The sequence below is a fragment of the Sphingomonas morindae genome (genome assembly GCF_023822065.1).
Classification (GTDB): Bacteria; Pseudomonadota; Alphaproteobacteria; order Sphingomonadales; family Sphingomonadaceae; genus Solisphingomonas; species Solisphingomonas morindae.
The window spans coordinates 171,618-189,356 of the sequence record NZ_CP084931.1; the positions used below are offsets into that span (position 1 = coordinate 171,618).

At 70.7% G+C, this 17,739-nt stretch carries 15 protein-coding genes; 5 read left to right on the top strand and 10 right to left on the bottom strand.

Features of this window, described 5'->3' with window-relative positions:
* The first annotated feature begins 106 nt into the window (after positions 1–106).
* Positions 107–1,303 carry a threonine ammonia-lyase gene (locus LHA26_RS17565; RefSeq protein WP_252168797.1) on the top strand — a complete coding sequence of 399 codons (1,197 nt, stop codon included), beginning with the start codon at positions 107–109 and terminating at the stop codon, positions 1,301–1,303.
* A 16-nt stretch (positions 1,304–1,319) separates the two neighbouring features.
* Here the strand turns inward: LHA26_RS17565 and LHA26_RS17570 are convergent, their stop codons facing one another.
* The 5 genes from LHA26_RS17570 to LHA26_RS17590 form a co-directional block, all read right to left on the bottom strand.
* Entirely contained in the window at positions 1,320–2,609 is a 1,290-nt protein-coding gene (locus tag LHA26_RS17570; RefSeq protein WP_252168798.1) for an Hsp70 family protein, read from the bottom strand.
* Between the two features lie 46 nt (positions 2,610–2,655).
* Positions 2,656–3,645 carry a 2-hydroxyacid dehydrogenase gene (locus LHA26_RS17575; protein WP_252168799.1) on the bottom strand — a complete coding sequence of 330 codons (990 nt, stop codon included), beginning with the start codon at positions 3,643–3,645 and terminating at the stop codon, positions 2,656–2,658.
* Positions 3,646–3,686: 41 nt separating this feature from the next.
* Entirely contained in the window at positions 3,687–5,096 is a 1,410-nt protein-coding gene (locus tag LHA26_RS17580) for an efflux transporter outer membrane subunit (RefSeq protein WP_252168800.1), read from the bottom strand.
* An 11-nt stretch (positions 5,097–5,107) separates the two neighbouring features.
* A complete protein-coding gene (locus tag LHA26_RS17585; RefSeq protein ID WP_252168801.1) occupies positions 5,108–8,299 on the bottom strand; it encodes an efflux RND transporter permease subunit in 3,192 nt (1,063 codons plus the stop codon).
* A gap of 105 nt (positions 8,300–8,404) precedes the next feature.
* Positions 8,405–9,661, bottom strand: coding sequence for an efflux RND transporter periplasmic adaptor subunit (locus tag LHA26_RS17590; RefSeq protein WP_437441270.1), 1,257 nt, complete (start codon positions 9,659–9,661; stop codon positions 8,405–8,407).
* Positions 9,662–10,188: 527 nt separating this feature from the next.
* Here LHA26_RS17590 and LHA26_RS17595 point away from each other — a divergent pair.
* The gene (locus LHA26_RS17595) at positions 10,189–11,610 is read left to right on the top strand and encodes a cyclic nucleotide-binding domain-containing protein (RefSeq protein ID WP_252168802.1); all 1,422 of its coding nucleotides are present in this window, start codon (positions 10,189–10,191) and stop codon (positions 11,608–11,610) included.
* Between the two features lie 6 nt (positions 11,611–11,616).
* Here LHA26_RS17595 and LHA26_RS17600 read toward each other — a convergent pair whose 3' ends face one another.
* From LHA26_RS17600 to ahpC, 3 genes are all read right to left on the bottom strand, one after another.
* Complete coding sequence (locus LHA26_RS17600; RefSeq protein ID WP_252168803.1) at positions 11,617–12,024, bottom strand: hemerythrin domain-containing protein; 408 nt, start codon at positions 12,022–12,024, stop codon at positions 11,617–11,619.
* A 150-nt stretch (positions 12,025–12,174) separates the two neighbouring features.
* A complete protein-coding gene (gene ahpF / locus LHA26_RS17605) occupies positions 12,175–13,758 on the bottom strand; it encodes an alkyl hydroperoxide reductase subunit F (RefSeq protein WP_252168804.1) in 1,584 nt (527 codons plus the stop codon).
* Positions 13,759–13,834: 76 nt separating this feature from the next.
* A complete protein-coding gene (ahpC, locus tag LHA26_RS17610; RefSeq protein ID WP_252168805.1) occupies positions 13,835–14,398 on the bottom strand; it encodes an alkyl hydroperoxide reductase subunit C in 564 nt (187 codons plus the stop codon).
* Between the two features lie 232 nt (positions 14,399–14,630).
* Between ahpC and LHA26_RS17615 the strand changes: the two genes are divergently transcribed.
* A complete protein-coding gene (locus tag LHA26_RS17615) occupies positions 14,631–14,996 on the top strand; it encodes a response regulator (RefSeq protein ID WP_252168806.1) in 366 nt (121 codons plus the stop codon).
* 88 nt (positions 14,997–15,084) lie between these two features.
* Here LHA26_RS17615 and LHA26_RS20110 read toward each other — a convergent pair whose 3' ends face one another.
* Positions 15,085–15,210: a hypothetical protein gene (locus tag LHA26_RS20110; protein WP_302898092.1), complete on the bottom strand. Its 126-nt coding sequence runs from the start codon at positions 15,208–15,210 to the stop codon at positions 15,085–15,087.
* A gap of 167 nt (positions 15,211–15,377) precedes the next feature.
* On the opposite strand from LHA26_RS20110, the gene upp reads away from it, so the two are divergent.
* Positions 15,378–16,007 carry a uracil phosphoribosyltransferase gene (gene upp, locus LHA26_RS17620; protein ID WP_252168807.1) on the top strand — a complete coding sequence of 210 codons (630 nt, stop codon included), beginning with the start codon at positions 15,378–15,380 and terminating at the stop codon, positions 16,005–16,007.
* A 91-nt stretch (positions 16,008–16,098) separates the two neighbouring features.
* Positions 16,099–16,584 carry a PilZ domain-containing protein gene (locus LHA26_RS17625; RefSeq protein WP_252168808.1) on the top strand — a complete coding sequence of 162 codons (486 nt, stop codon included), beginning with the start codon at positions 16,099–16,101 and terminating at the stop codon, positions 16,582–16,584.
* Between the two features lie 10 nt (positions 16,585–16,594).
* Here the strand turns inward: LHA26_RS17625 and LHA26_RS17630 are convergent, their stop codons facing one another.
* Positions 16,595–17,698, bottom strand: a complete 1,104-nt coding sequence (locus LHA26_RS17630; protein ID WP_252168885.1) for an aldose epimerase family protein — start codon at positions 17,696–17,698, stop codon at positions 16,595–16,597.
* Positions 17,699–17,739 lie beyond the last annotated feature (41 nt).

Here is a 17,739-nt window from a genome sequence, read left to right on the forward strand (position 1 = left end):
GATCTTGGGGAATGCCGAAAGCGCGGCCCTCGCTTTCCGAGGCCGGGCATGGCATCGCGCCGCCATCAGCCGCCCGGACGCCGCGGCGTGGAAGGGGAGACGAAGCGTGATCGGGCATGAGGCGGTGCGGGAAGCGGCGGCGCGGATCGCGGGCAAGATCGTGCAGACGCCCGTGCTGTACAGCGATGCGATCAGCCGGCTGACCGGGGCCGAGGTGTGGCTCAAGCTCGATACGCTGCAGGTCACCGGCGCCTTCAAGGAACGCGGCGCGGCCAACCGGCTGGCGCTGCTGAGCGCGGACGAGCGGGCGCGCGGCGTGGCGGCGATGTCGGCGGGCAATCACGCCCAGGCGGTGGCGCGCCATGCCGGGCTGCTCGGCATCCGCGCGGTGATCGTGATGCCGGCGATCACCCCCGCCACCAAGGTCACGCGCACCGCGCGCTGGGGCGCCGAGGTGGTGCTGCATGGCGACAGCCTCGCCGGGGCGGCGGCGCATGCCCGCGCGCTGGCCGAGCGCGACGGGCTCGTCTTCATCCATCCCTATGACGATGACGCGGTCATCGCCGGCCAGGGCACGCTCGGGCTGGAGCTGATCGCGGCGGTGCCCGATCTCGACGCGATGCTGGTGCCGGTGGGCGGCGGCGGGCTGGCGGCGGGCTGCGCGCTGGCGGCGCTGGGCGCGGGCCGGCCGATCGCGGTGCATGGCGTCGAGGTGGATAGCTATGCGGCGATGGCGCAGGAATTGTCCGGCGCGCCGGTGGCGGTGGGCGGCAGCACCATCGCCGAAGGCATTGCCGTGCGCGATGTCGGGCGCCGGCCGCTCGCCATCTTGCGCGCCCATGGCGCGGGCGTGCTGACGGTGAGCGAACATCGCATCGAACAGGCGATCGCGCTGCTCGCCGAGGAGGCCAAGATCGTCGCCGAGGGCGCGGGCGCGGCCGGCGTCGCCGCGCTGCTCGATCAGGGCGCGCGCTTCCGCGGCCGCACCGTCGGCGTGCCGGTGTGCGGCGCCAATATCGACAATCGCGCGCTCGCCAACGTGCTCCAGCGCGTGATGATCCGTGACGGGCGCATGGTTCGGCTGGTGCTCGACATCCCCGATCGGCCCGGGGTGCTCGGCGAGATCGCGACGCTGATCGGCCGCGCCGGCGCCAATATCATCGAGGTGGCGCATCACCGCCTGTTCACCTCGCCGAGCGTGCAGGCGGCGCGGCTCGAGGTGATGTTCGAGGCGCGCGACGCGAGCCATGGCGAGACGGTGGTCGAGGCGCTTCGCGCCCAGTTCGCCGTCACCCGCCTCTAGAGGGGCGCGCCGGCGCTCAGCTGGCCCAGGCGCCCGGATCGGCCTCGGTGCCGATCCGCGCGAGCCCCTGGGCGATCGAGGTGAATTCGTCGCCGCCGGCGATGCGGTCGGCGGAAAAGCGCTGCGTGAAGAGGCGGCGGACTCGGGGGATGAGCGAGGTGCCTCCGGTGAGGAAGACGCGATCGATCGCGTCCGCCGTCACCCCGGCGGCGGCGAGCGCGCGGTCGAGCGTCGCCTCGATCGCGGCGATATCCTCAGCGATCCAGCGCTCGAAGGCGTCGCGCGTCACCTCGGCCTCGATCCGCAGCCCGCCGCCCTCGAAGCGGAAGGGCGCCCGTTCGGCGGTCGACAGGGCGCGCTTGGTCTGGCCCACCGCCTCGTACAGCGGATAGCCGAGTTCATGCTCGATCACGCCGATCATGCGGCCGATCGCCTCGGGATCGAGCGCGGCGCGGCGCAGCCGCTCCAGCTCGGCCAGCGTGCGCGGCGTGCGCATCAGCGCCAGCCGCGACCAATCGGCGAAATCGCTGAACCAGCTGCGGGGAATCTCCAGCAGCTTGTCGAAGGAGCGATATTGGCCGCCCTTGCCGAGCAGCGGCAGCACCAGCCGATCGAGCAGGCGGTAATCGAAACGGTCGCCGGCGATGCCGATGCCGGCATGGCCGAGCGGGCGGCAGCGCCGCGCCGCGCCCGGTTCGGCCACGCGCACCACCGAGAAATCGCTGGTGCCGCCGCCGAAATCGGCGACCAGCACGGTCGCGGCGCGATCGAGCCCGGCGGCATAGTCGAAGGCGGCGCCGAGTGGCTCGTAGACATAGACGATCTCGTCGGCGAGGCCGGCGAACATCGCGTCGTAGCGGGCGCGGGCGAGCGCGGGATCGGGGCGCTGGCCGGCATAATCGATCGGGCGGCCGACGATCAGCCGCGCGATCCGCCCGTCGAGCGCGCCGCCGGCATGGGCGGCGAGCCTCGACAGGAAGATGCGGCCGAGATCCTCGAAGCGGTAGCGGCGCGTGAACAGGCTCGCCTGTTCGAAGCTGGCGCTCGCCGCGACGGACTTGAAGCTCTGGAGAAAGCGGCTGTCCTCCGGAAAGCCCAGATATTCGCTGATCGCCCAGGGTCCGGCCTCGCGCGCCAGCCCATCGGGCGCGCCGGCTTCCTGCCAGAAGCAGAGCGCGGAGCGGAACAGCGGCGATGTGCCGGCGGGGCCGGCGAAGGAGATCAGCGCGGGCGCCGCGCCGGGCGCGCCGGCGATCGCCGCCACGCTGTTGGTGGTGCCGAAATCGAGGCCGAGGATCAGGGACATGCCGGGCCCTTTGCGCGGAGTGGCGGAAGCGGGAAGGCGGCGCGGACTAAGCCGGGCGCGCGGCCTGGGCGCGGCGGGCGAGCGCCGCCGCCTCGGCCACGGGATCGGGCACCGGCGCGCCCGTGAACCAGGCCTCGAGATTGGCGACGACGCGATCGGCCATGGCGGCGCGCGTCACCTCCGAGGCGGAGCCGATATGCGGCAGCAGCACGCAGCGCGGATGCGCGGTCAACGCCGCCGGCACGTGCGGCTCGTCGGCGAACACGTCGAGCCCGGCGGCGAGCAGCGTGCCGGCCTCGAGCGCGGCGATCAGCGCCGCCTCGTCGACCACGCTGCCGCGCGCGACATTGATGAGCACGCCCGCCGGGCCTAGCGCGCGCAGCACCGAAGCGTCGATCAGGTGGCGCGTCGCCGCGCCGCCGGGGACGATCGCGATCAGCACGTCGCTCGCTTCGGCCAAAGCGATCGGGCTTGCGTGATAGGCATAGGCGAGATCGTCGCGGCGGTGGCGGCTGTGATAGGCGATCGGCACCGCGAAGCCTTCCAGCCGGCGCGCGATCGCGCGGCCGATCCCGCCCATGCCGATCAGCCCCACGCGCCGCCCGCGCAGGCTCGGCGAGAGCGGGAAGGCGCCCTCCGGCCAGCGCCCGGCGCGGACATGGTGATCCGCCTGCGGGATCTGGCGCAGCGTCGCGAGCAGCAGGCCCAGCGTCAGATCGGCCACCTCCTCGTCGAGCACGCCGGGGGTGTTGGTGACGATCACGTCGCGCGCCGCCGCCGCCGCGGCATCCACCCGCTCATAGCCGACGCCGAAGCTCGCCACGATTTCGAGCGCCGGAAACCGGTCGAGCATGGCGGCGTCGACGGTGCCGGCGAGCGTGCTCACCGCCAGCCCGCGCACGCGCGGCGCCACGGCGGCCAGCGCCGCCGCCGGATCGTCCGCCTGCCAGGGCTGGTGGACGGTGGCGAACGCCGCCAGCGCGGCGGCGACGCGCGGGTGCATGGGCGCGGGGATCAGCAGATCGGGCTTGGCCATGCCCCCGCTATAGGGCCGATCGCGGGCGGCGCCAGCCCGGCTCAGCCGGTCCGCGCCTGCCAGCCGCCGCCGAGCGCCTTGAACAGATCGATCTGCGCATAGGCGAGCCGCGCGTCGGAGGCGGCGAGCGCGGCCTCGGCATCGGCCAGTGTGCGCTGGGCATCGAGCACGCTCAGGAAATCGATCGTGCCCTCGCGCTGGCGGGCGAGGCTGACCCGCGCCGCGCGCGCCGCCGCCTCGCGCGCCGCCACCAGCGCCTGGTGGCGATCGATCTCGTGCGCATAGGCGGAGAGCGCGGTTTCCGTCTCCTGGAGCGCGGTGAGCACGGCGCCATCGAAGCCGGCGAGCGCGCCCTGGCTGTCGGCACGGGCGGCGGCGATGCGCGCCCGCGTCGCTTCCTGATTGGGGAAGTTCCAGCTGATCAGCGGCCCCAGCAGCCAGCGGAACGGGCCGCCGCCGAACACGTCCGACAGGCCCGCGCTGGTCGAACCGATCTGGCCGCCGAGCGAGATGCGCGGATAGAGATCCGCGGTGGCGACGCCGATGCGCGCCGTTTCCGCCGCCAGCCGGCGCTCGGCGGCGCGCACATCGGGGCGGCGCGCGATCAGCGCCGCGCCATCGCCGATCGGGATCGGCTGTGCGAGCCGGGGCAGCCGCCCGCCGGTGCGGACCGTCTCGGGCAGCGCCGCCGGAGCGCGCCCGGTGAGCGTGGCGAGGCGGAACAGCGCGGCGTCGCGCGCCGCCTCGAGCGGCGCCACCTCGGCCAGCCGCTGGTCGCGCAGCGCGGTGATGCGGATCAGATCGAGCCGCTCGGCGGTGCCCGCCGCGACGCGCGCTTCGGTGACGCGGCGCGAGCGCTCGATCAGATCGACCGTCCGGCGCGCGACGCCGATCTGCACGTCGCCGGCCATGGCTTCGGCATAGGCGCGCGCGGTATCGGCGACGATCGCCACCTGCACCGCGTCGCGATCGGCCTGGGCGGCGGCGGCATCGGCGCGCGCCGCCTCGATGCCGCGCTTCACCCGGCCGAACAGATCCACCTCATAGGCGGCCTCCAGCCCGGCATCGACGCTCCAATATTGGCGACCGGCGCCCAGGGTCTGCCAGGACGGCAGGCGCCGATAGGTGGTGGAGGCGGACAGATCGGTGCTGGGCAGGCGATCGGCGCGGGCGCCGCGCAGGCTGGCGCGGGCGCGTTCCAGCCGCGCCACGGCCTGGCGGAGATCGGTGTTGGCGCCGAGCGCGTCGCCGATCAGCGCGGTGAGGACGGGATCGTCATAGAGGCGCCACCATTGGGCATCGACCGGCCGGGCGGGATCGGCGCCGGCCAGCCCCGCGCCGAGAAAGGGCTGGGCGCTGGCCGCCGGCGGGGCGGGGCGGACATAGTCCGGCCCGACCGCGCAGGCGGACAAGGCGGTGGCGGCGAGCAGCGGCAGGACCGAACGGATCATCGTCATCCTCCTCATTCCGCCGGCTGGGCGAGCGGCGCGGCCGCGCCCCCCGCGCCCCGGCGGCGGGACAGGCGGTCGCCGAGCGCGCGGCAGACCACGTAGAAAGTGGGGGTGAAGAGCAGACCGAAGCCGGTGACCCCGGCCATGCCGAAGAACACCGCCGTGCCCAGCGCCTGGCGCAGTTCGGCCCCGGCCCCGCTGGCGAACACCAGTGGCACCGCGCCGAGGATGAAGGCCAGGCTGGTCATCAGGATCGGCCGCAGGCGCGTCCGCGCCGCCTGGACCGCCGCCTCGACCGGGCCGAGCCCCTGCTGCTCCTCCGCCTGCTTGGCGAATTCCACCACCAGGATGGCGTTCTTGGCGGCCAGCGCGATCAGCACGATCAGGCCGATCTGGGTCAGCACATTATTGTCCATGCCGCGCAGATCGACGCCGGCGATGGCGGCGAGCAGGCACATGGGCACGATCAGGATGATCGCGAGCGGCAACGTCAGGCTCTCATATTGCGCGGCGAGCACGAGGAAGACGAACAGCGTCGCCATGGCGAAGACGAGCGCGGCGGTGTTGCCCGCGATCTTCTGCTGATAGGCGATGCCCGTCCATTCGTGATCATAGCCGCGCGGCAGGCCGGCATCGGCCAGCTTCTCCATCGTCGCCAGCGATTGGCCGGTGGAGAAGCCCGGCGCGGTATCGCCATCCACCTCCACCGCCGGCATCAGATTGTAGCGGACCACGCGATAGGGACCGGTCTTATCGTGGAAGGTGGAGACGGCGCCGACCGGCACCATCGCCCCCGAGTCCGACCGGGTCTTGAGGTTGGCGATATCCGCGACGCTCGCGCGCGCCGCCGGCTCGGCCTGGGCGGTGACGTGGAAGGTGCGGCCGAGAAGGTTGAAATCGTTGATGAAGGCCGAGCCGAGATAATCCTGCAGCGTGCTCAGCACACGCTCCGGCGGAACCCCGAGCAGCGCCGCCTTGCGGCGATCGATATCGGCGAAGATGCGCGGCGTGCCGGTATCGAAGAAGGTATAGACCTGCTTCAGCCCCGGCGCGGCATTGGCTTGGCCGATCAGCGCGCCCGAGGCCTTGGCGAGCGTCAGATACGATCCGCCCTCGCGATCCTCGACCATCAGCCGGTAGCCGCCCGCCGAGCCGATGCCCTGCACCAGCGGCGGCGGCACCAACAGCACGCGCGCCTTGTCATAGCCCGCGATCGCCTGATTGGCCTGGGCCATGATGCCGGCATAGGTCGCGCCCTGCTTGGCGCGCTCGGCGAAGCTGTTGAAGGGGAAGTAGATCGCCGCCGAGTTGGGCGCCGCCGTCTGCGACGGCCCGTCGAAGCCGGCGAACATCACCGCCGCGCGCAGCCCCTTGATCGGCAGGATGCGGGCGGCGACCTCGCGCGTCACCGCATCGGTGCGGGCGAGCGAGGCGCCCGCCGGCAGCTGCACCACGGCAAGGAAATAGCCCTGATCCTGCGCGGGGATGAAGCCGCCGGGCGTGATCGAGAAGAGCCCGGCGGTGGCGGCCAGCAGCCCGGCATAGGCGGCCAGCATGGCGCGCGGCCGCCGCACAAGGCGGATGGTGAGCCGCGCATAGGCATCGCCCAGCCGATCGAAGCCGCGGTTGAAGCCATCGGCGAAGCGCCGGCCGAGCGTGCGCCAGCCGATCCGTCCGTCGCCCGGCTCGGCCGGCGCCTTGGCGCGCAGCAGCCGCCCGGCAAGCGCCGGCGAGAGGGTGAGCGACAGGATCAGCGACACCACCGTCGCCGACGAGATGGTCACCGCGAACTGGCGGTAGAAGGCGCCCGACAGGCCGGTGAGGAACAGCGTCGGCACGAACACGGCGCACAGCACCAGCACGATCGCCACCAGCGCCGCCGACACCTCGTCCATCGAGACCCGCGCCGCCTCCATCGGCGAGAGGCCATGCTCGATGTTGCGCTCGACATTCTCGACCACGACGATGGCGTCGTCGACGACGATGCCGATCGCCAGCACCAGCCCGAACAGCGACAGCGTGTTGAGCGAATAGCCCACCGCCGCGAGCACGGCGAAGCTGCCGATCAGCGACACCGGGATGGCGATGATCGGCACCACCGCCGCGCGCCAGCTCTGCAGGAAGAGCAGGATGACGAGCACGACCAGCACCACCGCCTCGCCCAGCGTGTGGTACACCGCGTCGATCGACTGGCTGATGAATTCGGTGGGATTGTAGACGACGCGATATTGCAGCCCCTTGGGGAAGCGGGCGGACAGCGTCTTCATCTCGTGCGTCACCGCCTCGGCGGCGGCGAGCGCGTTGCTGCCGGGCCGCTGCATCACCGCCACGATCACCGAGGGATTGCCCGAGAGATAGGCGTTGGTGCCGTAATCGGCGGCGCCAAGCTCGACCCGGCCGATATCGGCGACGCGCACCTGGCGGCCGTCGGCATCGGTGCGGATCACGACATCGGCGAACTGCTCGGGGCTGGTGAAGCGGCCCTGCGCCTCGATGCCGATCTGGAAGGCCTGGTTTGTATCGACCGGCGGCGCGCCGATCGCGCCGGCCGCGACCTGCACATTCTGCGCGCGCAGCGCGGCGATGATCTCTTCCGACGTCAGGTTGAGCGCGGCGGCGCGGCCCGGATCGATCCAGATCCGCATCGCATAATCGCGCGCGCCGAACAGCTGCACATCGCCCACGCCGTCGAGCCGGGCGAGGCGGTCGCGCACCTGGGTGAGCGCGTAATTGGAGATATAGTCGCGATCATAGGTGCCGTCGGGCGACTGGAGGTTCACCACGAGCAGGAAGTCGGGCGAAGTCTTGCGCGTGACGACGCCGAGACGCTGCACCTCCTCGGGCAGACGCGGCGTGGCGACCGCGACGCGGTTCTGCACCAGCACCTGCGCGGCATCCAGATTGGTGCCCGTCTTGAAGGTGACGGTGATCGTCACCTTGCCGTCGCCGGTCGATTGCGACGACATATAGAGCATGTCGTCGACGCCGTTGATCTCCTGCTCGATCGGCGCGGCGATGGTTTCGGCCACGGTTTCGGCCGAGGCGCCGGGGAATTGCGCGCTGACCGTGACGGTCGGCGGCACGATGTCGGGATATTGCGCGATCGGCAGGCCGAAATAGGCGAGACCGCCGACCACCGTGATGAGCACGGCCAGCACCGCCGCGAAAATCGGGCGCGCGATGAAGAAGCGCGAAAGACGCATGACGTTCGTCCTTGCGAGAGGGGGTGATCCCCGGCCGCTCGAGGGGGGCGCGGCCGGGGATCGCGGGGCGGCCCCGGGGAGAGGGGGCGGGCCGCCCCGATCGGGTCAGCGGGCGAAGCTCGCCTGGGCGGCGGGCGGCGTCTCGGCGGTGGCGGGCGGCGTCGCGGCATCGGCGGCGATCCGGCCGGGATGCGGATCCACCTTGCTGCCGGGCACCGCCGCCTGGAGGCCGCCGATCACCACGCGATCGCGCGGATCCAGCCCCTGGCGCACGATGCGCAGGCCGGACAGGCTGGCGCCGAGCGTGACGGGCTTGGCGGCCACGACATTGTCGGGGCCCACCACCAGCACCGTCTTGCGGGCCTGGTCGGTCTGGATCGCGGCCTCGGGCACCAGCAGCGCGCGCGCCGTGCCGCCGCTCGCCAGCCGCATATTGCCGAACAGGCCGGGGGTGAGGAAGCCCTGCGGATTGGCGATGGTGGCGCGGGCGCGCAGCGTGCCCGATCGCTGGTCGAGGCCATTATCCTCGAAGTCGAGACTGCCCTTCCAGCGATAGTCGGTCTCGTCCTGGAGCCGCACCTCCACCCGCGCCGGACCGGCGCCGGCGGCACGGGCATGGCGCGCCTTCAGCACCAGCGCCTCCGAGGCGTCGAAGCTGAAGTAGATGGGATCGATCGCGTTGATCGTGGTCAGCAGCGTGGCGGTGCCGGTCTGCCCGCCGGTGACGAGATTGCCGGTATCCACCCGCCGATCCGAGACGCGGCCCGAGATCGGCGCGCGCACCTCGGTCCATTCCACGTCGAGCGCGCGGCTGCGGAGCCGCGCCTCGGCGCCGGCCAGCGTGGCGGCGGCGGCCTGGGCGCGGCTGCGCAGCCGGTCGACCTCGCCGGCGGAGAGCGCCTCGTCGCCGCTCAGCCGCTCGGCGCGGGCGAGATCGGCGCGGGCGAGCGCCAGGCTGCTGCGCGCGGCGGCGACATCGGCGCGCGCCTCGCCCTCGGCGGCGCGGAAGGGCCGCGGATCGACGGTGAAGAGCAGCTGGCCCTTGCGCACCATCTGGCCATCGGTGAAATGGCGGGCGACGATCTGGCCGGAGACGCGCGGCCGCACCTCCACGCTCTGGCTGGCGGTGAAGCGGCCGACATAATCGTCCCACTCGGTCACGGTGCGCGCCAGCGGGGTGGCGGTGGTGACGCTGGCGGGCGGCGGCGCGGCCGCCTCCGGCGCGGCGGGGTGGACGAGGCGGTAGCCGCCATAGCCGACCAGAGCGACGGGAAGCAGCAGCAGCGTGCCGCGTCGCCACAGCGTCGCGCGGCGCGGGCGTGGCGCGGTTTCGGCGGCGGTGATGGTGCCGAGCATCGTCATGCGCGGCGCTCCCGGCGGAGCAGACGGACCCGGGGCGATCGAAGGAGATCGGCCATGACATTCCTTTCGAGCAGGCGACGCCGCGCCGCGACGCAGACACGCGGGCGCGGCGGGGCCGGAGAAGGGCGCGCGACCATCCGCCGTGCCCGACAGGAGCGCGGCCGGATCAGGGCGCGGGAAAAGGGCCGGCAACCGGCGATCCGTCACGCACTGGGGTGCGGAGCGGCGGCGGTTCGGCGGGTGGACGCTTGCGGGCTAGGCCCGGGTGAAATAGATCGTGCGGAGCATGACGGCGCCCCCTCGGTCTGGTCGATCGCCCCTGTGACGATCTTCTGTACCGCCAAGTACATAATGGCCGGGCGGGCCTTTCGTCAATGGCCTTTTGCAACGGAAGCTGAACACATCCGCTTCCCCATAAAAAACTAAGCCTTTCCCGCACTGTGACGCTAAAAAGAGGGGGCGTCGGAAGCGGCTTGGCGCGCGCGTCCGGCGCGGCCGAGCCTGAAGGGGAAGGAGCGGCACCGCGCATGAACCCGATTCTCCTCCCGGCCGGGCTCGTCGCGGCCACGCTGCTCGGCGTCTGGGCGGTGCGCGCGCGGCCGGCGGCGCAGCGTCTCGCGGCCGAATGCGTGCTGCTGCTCGCCATCGCGGCGCTGCTGATGGCGCGCGGCACCGCGCCGCTTCCGAGCGCACGCCCGCTCGCCGGCCCGGACGGCCCCTGGCTGCGCGCGCTGGCGGTGATGTGGTGGCTGGTCGGCGCGCGGCTGGTGGCGACGGCGAGCGCGCTGGCGCTGGGCCGCGACGCGCATTCGCGCCAGGCGCGGCTCTTCTCCGATCTCGTCGCGGGCGGCATCTATCTGAGCGCGGTGTTCGTGGTGCTCAATTCGGTGCTCGATCTGCCGGTGCGCGGGCTGCTCGCCACCTCGGGCGTGATCGCGATCGTGCTCGGCCTCGCGTTGCAGAACACGCTGGCCGATCTCTTCTCGGGCATCGCCGTGGGCGTGGAGCAGCCCTTCGGCGTCGGCGATCGGGTCTCGATCGGAAGCGATGTCGAGGGGGTGGTGGTGGAGATGAACTGGCGCGCCATCCGGCTGCAGACGGACAGCGCCGATATCGCCACCGTGCCCAACAGCATCGTCGCCAAGAGCCAGCTCATCAACCGCAGCCGCCCGACCGAGCGGCGCGGCGCCAGCGTCGAGATCCCGATCCGCTCGCACGCGCCCGCCGCCCGACTGTTCGAGGCGATCCACCAGGCGCTGCTGCTCTGCCCGGCCTTGTGCGACACGCCGGCCCCGGCGGTGATGCTGAAGGCGATCGGCCCGCGCGAAACGCTCTTCTCGATCAGCTACACCGTTGCGCGCAGCGCCGATCTCGGCACCGCGCGCGGCCAGGTGCTGCGCCAGGTGCGCCGGCTGCTGCGGCACAATGGGCTGGAGGCGGGGAACGGCTTCGGTCTGGCCGAGCTGCTGCGCGAGCTGCCGCTCTTCGCCACGCTCAGCACCGAGCAGCTGGCGCAGCTCGCGCCGGCGCTGATCCCGGCGCATCTCGAGCCGGGCGCGCCTTTGTTCGAGCGCGGCAGCCATGGCGAATCCATCTATATCGTGCGCACCGGCGTGCTGGATGTGCGGCGGCCCGGCGAGGCGGGCGAGCGCTCGATCGGCCGGCTCGGGCCGGGCGAATATATCGGCGAGGTGAGCATGATGACAGGCGAGCCCCGGCATGTCACCGTGGCCGCGCTGACGGCGGTGGACTATGTCGAGCTGCCCTGCGCGGGGCTGCGGCGCCTGCTCGCCGAGGATCCGCGGCTGGGCGAGGCGCTGGAGCGCGCGGTGAAGCGCGGGCTCGCGCTGATCGAGCGCGACGCGGCGGCGCTGATCAGCCAGCCGGTGGCGGACCGGCCCGGCTTTCTCGGCAAGCTCGCCGCGCTGCTGCGTGGCGGTTCCGGCTGAGCGCGATCAGGCGGCGGCGGCGCGCCGCCGCACCACGGGCGCGAGCAGCTCCGCCTCTTCGGCGCGCGCGCCTTCGCGCAGCATCGCCGCGAGCGGCGCGAAATCGGCGACGAAGCCAGCCGGATCGGCGGCGACGCGGGCGCCCGGCCAGGTGGCGTTGCAATGCGCCAGCGCGCCGCGCCAATGGCGAACGCGCTTGTGCAGCGCGGATACGGCATCGGCCGCGACATGCCCCTCGGCCACCGCCGCGCCCAAGAACTGGGCTTCGGCTTCGGTGTGACGCTGGACCTCGCGTGCGAGCTGGAGCCGCAGACCGGCCAGCCGGGTCGCATCCCCGGCGTCCGCTCCGGCGAGAATCGCGTCGGCGAGCGCGATCATTGAATCATGCTGGCTGACAAGCAGCGCGGCGACCATCTTCCTCTCCCCTGTACGCAGGCGCCCGCCGGTGGCGCCGGCCCCGACATAGGCTCGCCTCCCTCAACCTAAGGTTAAATTGCTGCATTTACAGCGATTCACCTTTGGCCGGAGAGGCGAAGCCGAGCCTGGAGGACGGGGGAGGCGCGATCAGGCGGCGACCGCGACCGTCTCCTCGGTGGGAAGGCGGATCAGATAATCGAACGCCGAGAGCGACGCCTTGGCGCCTTCGCCCATAGCGATGATGATCTGCTTATAGGGCGTGGTGGTGCAATCGCCCGCCGCGAAGATGCCGGGGCGGGACGTTTCGCCGCGATAATCCACCTCGATCTCGCCCCGATTGGTGAGCGCGACCGTATCCTTCAGCCATTCCGTGTTGGGGACGAGCCCGATCTGCACGAAAATGCCCTCCAGCTCGATCTCGTGCACCGTATCGTGGTTGCGATCCTTGTAGCTGAGCGCCGTGACACGCTCGCCATCGCCCTTGACCTCGGTGGTCAGCGCCGAGGTGATGACCTTGACATTGGGCAGGCTCGCCAGCTTGCGCTGGAGCACGGCATCGGCGCGCAGATCGGCGGCGAACTCGATCAGCGTGACATGGGCGACCACGCCGGCGAGATCGATCGCCGCCTCGACGCCCGAATTGCCGCCGCCGATCACCGCCACCCGCTTGCCCTTGAAGAGCGGACCGTCGCAGTGCGGGCAGTAGGTTACGCCCTTGTTGCGATAATCATCCTCGCCCGGCACGTTCATCTGCCGCCAGCGCGCGCCGGTGGAGAGGATGATGGTGCGCGCCTTGAGCGTGGCGCCGCCGGCGAGGCGCAGCTCGTGCAGGCCGCCCTCCTGGCGCGCCGGGATCAGCGCCTCGGCGCGCTGCAGGTTCATCACGTCCACGTCATAGTCGCCGACATGGGCTTCGAGCTGAGCGGCCAGCTTGGGGCCTTCGGTGTGCTGCACCGAGATGAAATTCTCGATCGCCATGGTATCGAGCACCTGGCCGCCAAAGCGCTCCGCGGCGATGCCAGTGCGGATGCCCTTGCGCGCGGCGTAGATGGCGGCGCCGGCGCCGGCGGGGCCACCGCCCACCACCAGCACGTCGAACGGATCCTTGGCGCTGATCTTCTCGGCGGCGCGGGCGGTGCTGCCCGTATCGAGCTTGGCGAGGATCTGCTCCACGCTCATCCGGCCCTGGCCGAACGCCTCGCCATTCATGAAGATGGCGGGGACGGAGAGGATGTTGCGTTCGGTCACTTCGGCCTGGAAGGCGCCGCCCTCGATGGCGACGTGGCGGATGCGCGGATTGATCACGCTCATCAGATTGAGCGCCTGCACCACCTCCGGGCAATTCTGGCAGGTGAGCGAGAAATAGGTCTCGAAGACGAAATCGCCGTCGAGCGCGCGGATCTGCTCGATCACGTCCTGCGACAGCTTGGCGGGGTGGCCGCCGACCTGGAGGAGCGCGAGCACGAGCGAGGTGAATTCATGCCCCATCGGCACGCCCGCGAAGCGCACGCCTATATCGGTGCCCTTGCGGCGGATCATGAAGGAGGGGCGGCGCTTGTCGTCATCCTGGCGGACATAGGTCACGCTGTCCGACAGAGCGGCGATATCTTCGAGCAGCGCCTGCATCTCGCGGGCCTTGGCGCTCTCGTCGAGGGAGGCGACGAGCTCGACCGGCTGCTGGATCTTCTCGAGATAGGCCTTGAGCTGGGCCTTCAGGGTGGCGTCGAGCATCCGAGTCTCCAACGTCTAAAGGGGAAGGGGTGGCCGGGGCGCACGCCAATGCGCGGCCCCGGCCATCCGGATCGGCTTAGATCTTGCCGACGAGGTCGAGCGAGGGGGCGAGCGTCTCTTCGCCCTCTTCCCACTTGGCCGGGCACACTTCGCCCGGGTGGGCGGCGATATACTGCGCGGCCTTGACCTTGCGCAGCAGCTCGACCGCATTGCGGCCGACGCCCTCGCTGGTGATCTCGATCAGCTGGATCACGCCCTCGGGATCGACAACGAAGGTGCCGCGATCGGCCAGGCCCTGACCCGCGCGCAGGACCTGGAAATTGGTCGCGAGCACATGGTTGGGATCGCCGAGCATGTAATAGTTGATCTTGCCGATGGCGGGCGAGCTGTCATGCCACGCCTTGTGGCTGAAGTGGGTGTCGGTCGACACGCTGTACACCTCGACGCCGAGCTTCTTGAAGGTCTCGTAATTGTCAGCGAGATCCTCCAGCTCGGTCGGGCAGACGAAGGTGAAGTCGGCCGGATAGAAAAAGAAGATCGACCACTTGCCCTTCACGTCGGCGTCGCTGACGGTAACGAACTTGCCTTCCTTATAGGCATCCACCTTGAAAGGCTGGATCGGGGTACCGATGAGAGCCATGCTTTCCTCCGCTGCTCGTGGGTTGCGAGGCTCTATCTAGTGCGACGCAGCAGAGAACAAAGCGGCTTATTCCGAACGCGGTGATCGATTCTCCCACTCACCGGACAGGGAACCACCGCGCCCGGCGCGAAGCGGCGGCCGCCATCGCCGCATATATCTCCAAATACCGGCCTTGCCTTTGATGCCGACATGAAAATATGTTCGTGATCGAAACCGGGTTCGAAAGGCTGAGATGCGGCGATCGGTTAGAAAAGCGCTCGTCGTCGAGGATGAGGTGCTGGTGCGGCTATTGAGCGTCGAGATCCTGGGCGAACTCGGCTTCGAGGTGCAGGCGGCGGAGAATGCGGACGAGGCGCTCGCGCTGCTGGAGGAAGATGCCGGCGTGTCGCTGGTCTTCTCGGATATCCGCATGCCGGGCAGCATGGATGGTCTGGGCCTTGCCTCGCGCGTGCATCAGCGCTGGCCGGGGATCCGGCTGCTGCTCACCTCGGGCGATACGCGGCCGTCCACCACCGATCTGCCCGACGAAAGCCGCTTCCTGCCCAAGCCGTTCAGCCTGGTTTCGCTGGCGCGCGAATTGGAGGCCTTGGCGCTCTAGGAGGGTCGCACCCCCGGCGAGGCGGGCGCGTCTTTGTGCTTGATTATGACGCGGCGAAAGGCCCCCCGGCCCTTCCCCGCGTCGCTGATCAGAGGCTGGTGGAAAACAGCCCGCTGGCATGGGCGATCATGAAGATCCCCACCCACAGGCTGGCGCTGGTGCCTACCATCGCCATAACCGACAATGCCTTGTCCCGCGAAATCGTGCCGTTCACATCCGTCCCCCGTTAACTATGACATCTTCATGGCAAGGCTTGCGCGCGGGGTCGAACGGATTTTGCGCAATGCTGCAATCGCAAATCTCTCTGACGCGGCGCAAAAGCTGGCCTTTTCGGCCGCTGCGGCGTAGTTTGCGGCTTGGGCCATGGGAGGCGGACGGGGGATGGAAGGGCTGACAATCGTGCGCCACCCGCTGGTGCAGCACAAGCTTTCCCTGTTGCGGGACCGCTCGACCCCCACCCAGATGTTTCGCGCGGTGATGCGCGAGACCGCCACTTTGCTCTGTTACGAGGTGACGCGCGACCTGCCGACGCGCCCAGTGCGGATCGAAACGCCGCTGGCGCCGATCGAGGCGGCCGAGATCGCGGGCAAGAAGCTGGTGTTCGTCCCCATATTGCGCGCCGGCCTGGCCATGGCGGAGGGCATGCTCGATCTGGTGCCCGCCGCGCGCGTGGCGCATCTCGGCCTCTATCGCGATCCCGCGACGCTCCAGGCGGTCGAATATTATTTCAAGGCGCCGGAGGATATCGCGGCGCGGCTGGTGATCGTCGTCGATCCCATGCTCGCCACCGGCCACAGCGCGATCGCCGCGCTGGACCGGCTCAAGGCGGCGGGCGTGACGGCGCCGCGTTTCGTCTGCCTGCTCGCCGCGCGCGCGGGCGTGGAGGCGCTGCGCGCCGCCCATCCCGACGTGCCGATCTGGACGGCGGCGGTGGACGAAGTGCTGAACGATCATGGCTATATCGTGCCCGGCCTGGGCGATGCCGGCGACCGCACCTTCGGCACGCGCTGAGCACGACGCAAGTTAATTTGACCTTCACCAGAGCTGGTGAAGCTTCGGCAACCAAGCCCCTGTAGCACGGCCTCGACAAGGAGGATCCGTCATGGGTTTGCGGGCTGAACTGACAGTATTGGATCGCGAGAGCCGTCGCCCTGTCCGTCTGCGTGGCACCATCCGCCATGGCCAGGGTCCGGTGGACATGGAGATTCACGATCTCTCCACCACGGGCTTCCGGGCGGAAACGCCGGCGGAGCTGCGCGTGGGCGATCATGTCGCCGTGGGCGCCACCGCCTTTGGCCGCACCAAGGCCGAGGTGATCTGGCAGCAGGGCACGATCTACGGCTTCCGCTTCGATCGCGGCATCAGCGAGCTGGACGTGCGCCATGCGCGCGAGACGCCGAACGTGGTGATCGGCGATTTCGGCGAGGCGGGCCCGGCGCCCGCCGGCATGGCGCTGCCGGCGCCGCTGCCGGGCGAGGTCAAGCTGCCGGTGGGCACGCGCCTGATCGTCATCTTCGCGAGCACCGTCGCCTGCTGGGCGGCGCTCGGCGGGGTGGGCCGGATCCTGTACGGCGTGCTGGCGGGCTGAGCGGGCCCGCTCAGCCGCCCTCCACCCCGAAACGATAGAGGGTGGTGGAGCGGAACGTCTGACCGGGGCGCAGCAGCGTCGTCGGGAAGTCGGGATGGTGCGGGCTGTCGGGCAGATGCTGGGTCTCGAGCGCGAAGCCGCCATGGCGGCGATAGACGCGCCCGCTCGGCCCCGCATCGGTGCCCCAGGCGCTGTTGGCGGTGTAGAATTGCAGCGAGGGCTCGGTCGTCAGCACCGTCAGCGTGCGGCCCGAGGCCGGATCGCGCGCCTCGGCCACCAGGCGCGGCCGCGCGAAGGGGCGGTCGGCCAGAACATAGGAATCGTCATAGCCGCTGCCGCCCTGCGCCTTGATCGCCGCGATGCCGTCACCGATCCGGCGCGGCGCGCGCAGATCATAGGGGCCGGTCACCGGCACGATGCGGCCGGTCGGCAGCCCGGCGGCATCGCGTTCGGCCAGCCGATCCGCGCGGATCTGGATGCTCTGCCCGCCGACATCGCCGCTGCCTTCGCCCGCCAGGTTGAAATAGCTGTGGTTGGTGAAGTTGACGAAGGTCGGCCGGCTGGTGGTGGCGCGATAGTCGATCCGCAGCGCGTGATCGGGGCCGACGCTGTAGCGCAGCCGCAGCACCAGTCGGCCCGGAAAGCCCTGATCGCCGTCGGGGCTCACCAGTTCGAGCGTCACCCCGCTGCGGCCGCCGCGCGTGAAGGGGCGCGCCGCCCAGAGCCGCTCGTGATAATAAGGGCGGCCGCTGTGCAGCGTATTGGGGCCGTTGTTGGCGGCGAGTGCATAGCTCTGCCCGTCGATCGTCACCCGCGCGCCGGCGATGCGGTTGGCGAAGCGTCCCACCGGCACGCCGAAGAAATATTGGTTGTCGCGGGCGCGATATTGATCGGCCGTGGCGAAGCCGAGCACGATATCCGCCGTGCGGCCGGCGCGGTCCGGCGTCTCGATGGCGGTGATGATCCCGCCCAGATCGGTGACGCGCACCGTCAGGCCGGGGGTGCTGAGCGTATAGAGGTGGATCGGCCGGCCATCGGCCATGGTGCCGAAGGGCGCGACGTCGACCCCGGCCAGCGCGGCCTCGCTTCCGCCGCAAAGCGCGGCGAGAGCCATCACGTTTTTCAAAGCCTTGCCAGTCATGCCCGCTCCTGTTT

Bases quoted from the DNA above. Each gene is read 5' to 3' on its own strand.
- ahpF (WP_252168804.1), bottom strand. From the start codon at position 13,758: ATGCTCGACGCCACCCTGAAGGCCCAGCTCAAGGCCTATCTCGAGAAG.
- LHA26_RS17570 (WP_252168798.1), bottom strand. From the start codon at position 2,609: ATGTCCCTGATCCTCGGCCTCGATTTCGGCACCACCAACAGCGTGGCG.
- LHA26_RS17585 (WP_252168801.1), bottom strand. From the start codon at position 8,299: ATGCGTCTTTCGCGCTTCTTCATCGCGCGCCCGATTTTCGCGGCGGTG.
- LHA26_RS17590 (WP_437441270.1), bottom strand. From the start codon at position 9,661: ATGACGATGCTCGGCACCATCACCGCCGCCGAAACCGCGCCACGCCCG.
- upp (WP_252168807.1), top strand. From the start codon at position 15,378: ATGGAAGGGCTGACAATCGTGCGCCACCCGCTGGTGCAGCACAAGCTT.
- LHA26_RS17595 (WP_252168802.1), top strand. From the start codon at position 10,189: ATGAACCCGATTCTCCTCCCGGCCGGGCTCGTCGCGGCCACGCTGCTC.
- LHA26_RS17580 (WP_252168800.1), bottom strand. From the start codon at position 5,096: ATGATCCGTTCGGTCCTGCCGCTGCTCGCCGCCACCGCCTTGTCCGCC.
- LHA26_RS17615 (WP_252168806.1), top strand. From the start codon at position 14,631: ATGCGGCGATCGGTTAGAAAAGCGCTCGTCGTCGAGGATGAGGTGCTG.
- LHA26_RS17575 (WP_252168799.1), bottom strand. From the start codon at position 3,645: ATGGCCAAGCCCGATCTGCTGATCCCCGCGCCCATGCACCCGCGCGTC.
- LHA26_RS17625 (WP_252168808.1), top strand. From the start codon at position 16,099: ATGGGTTTGCGGGCTGAACTGACAGTATTGGATCGCGAGAGCCGTCGC.
- LHA26_RS17600 (WP_252168803.1), bottom strand. From the start codon at position 12,024: ATGGTCGCCGCGCTGCTTGTCAGCCAGCATGATTCAATGATCGCGCTC.
- ahpC (WP_252168805.1), bottom strand. From the start codon at position 14,398: ATGGCTCTCATCGGTACCCCGATCCAGCCTTTCAAGGTGGATGCCTAT.
- LHA26_RS17630 (WP_252168885.1), bottom strand. From the start codon at position 17,698: ATGGCTCTCGCCGCGCTTTGCGGCGGAAGCGAGGCCGCGCTGGCCGGG.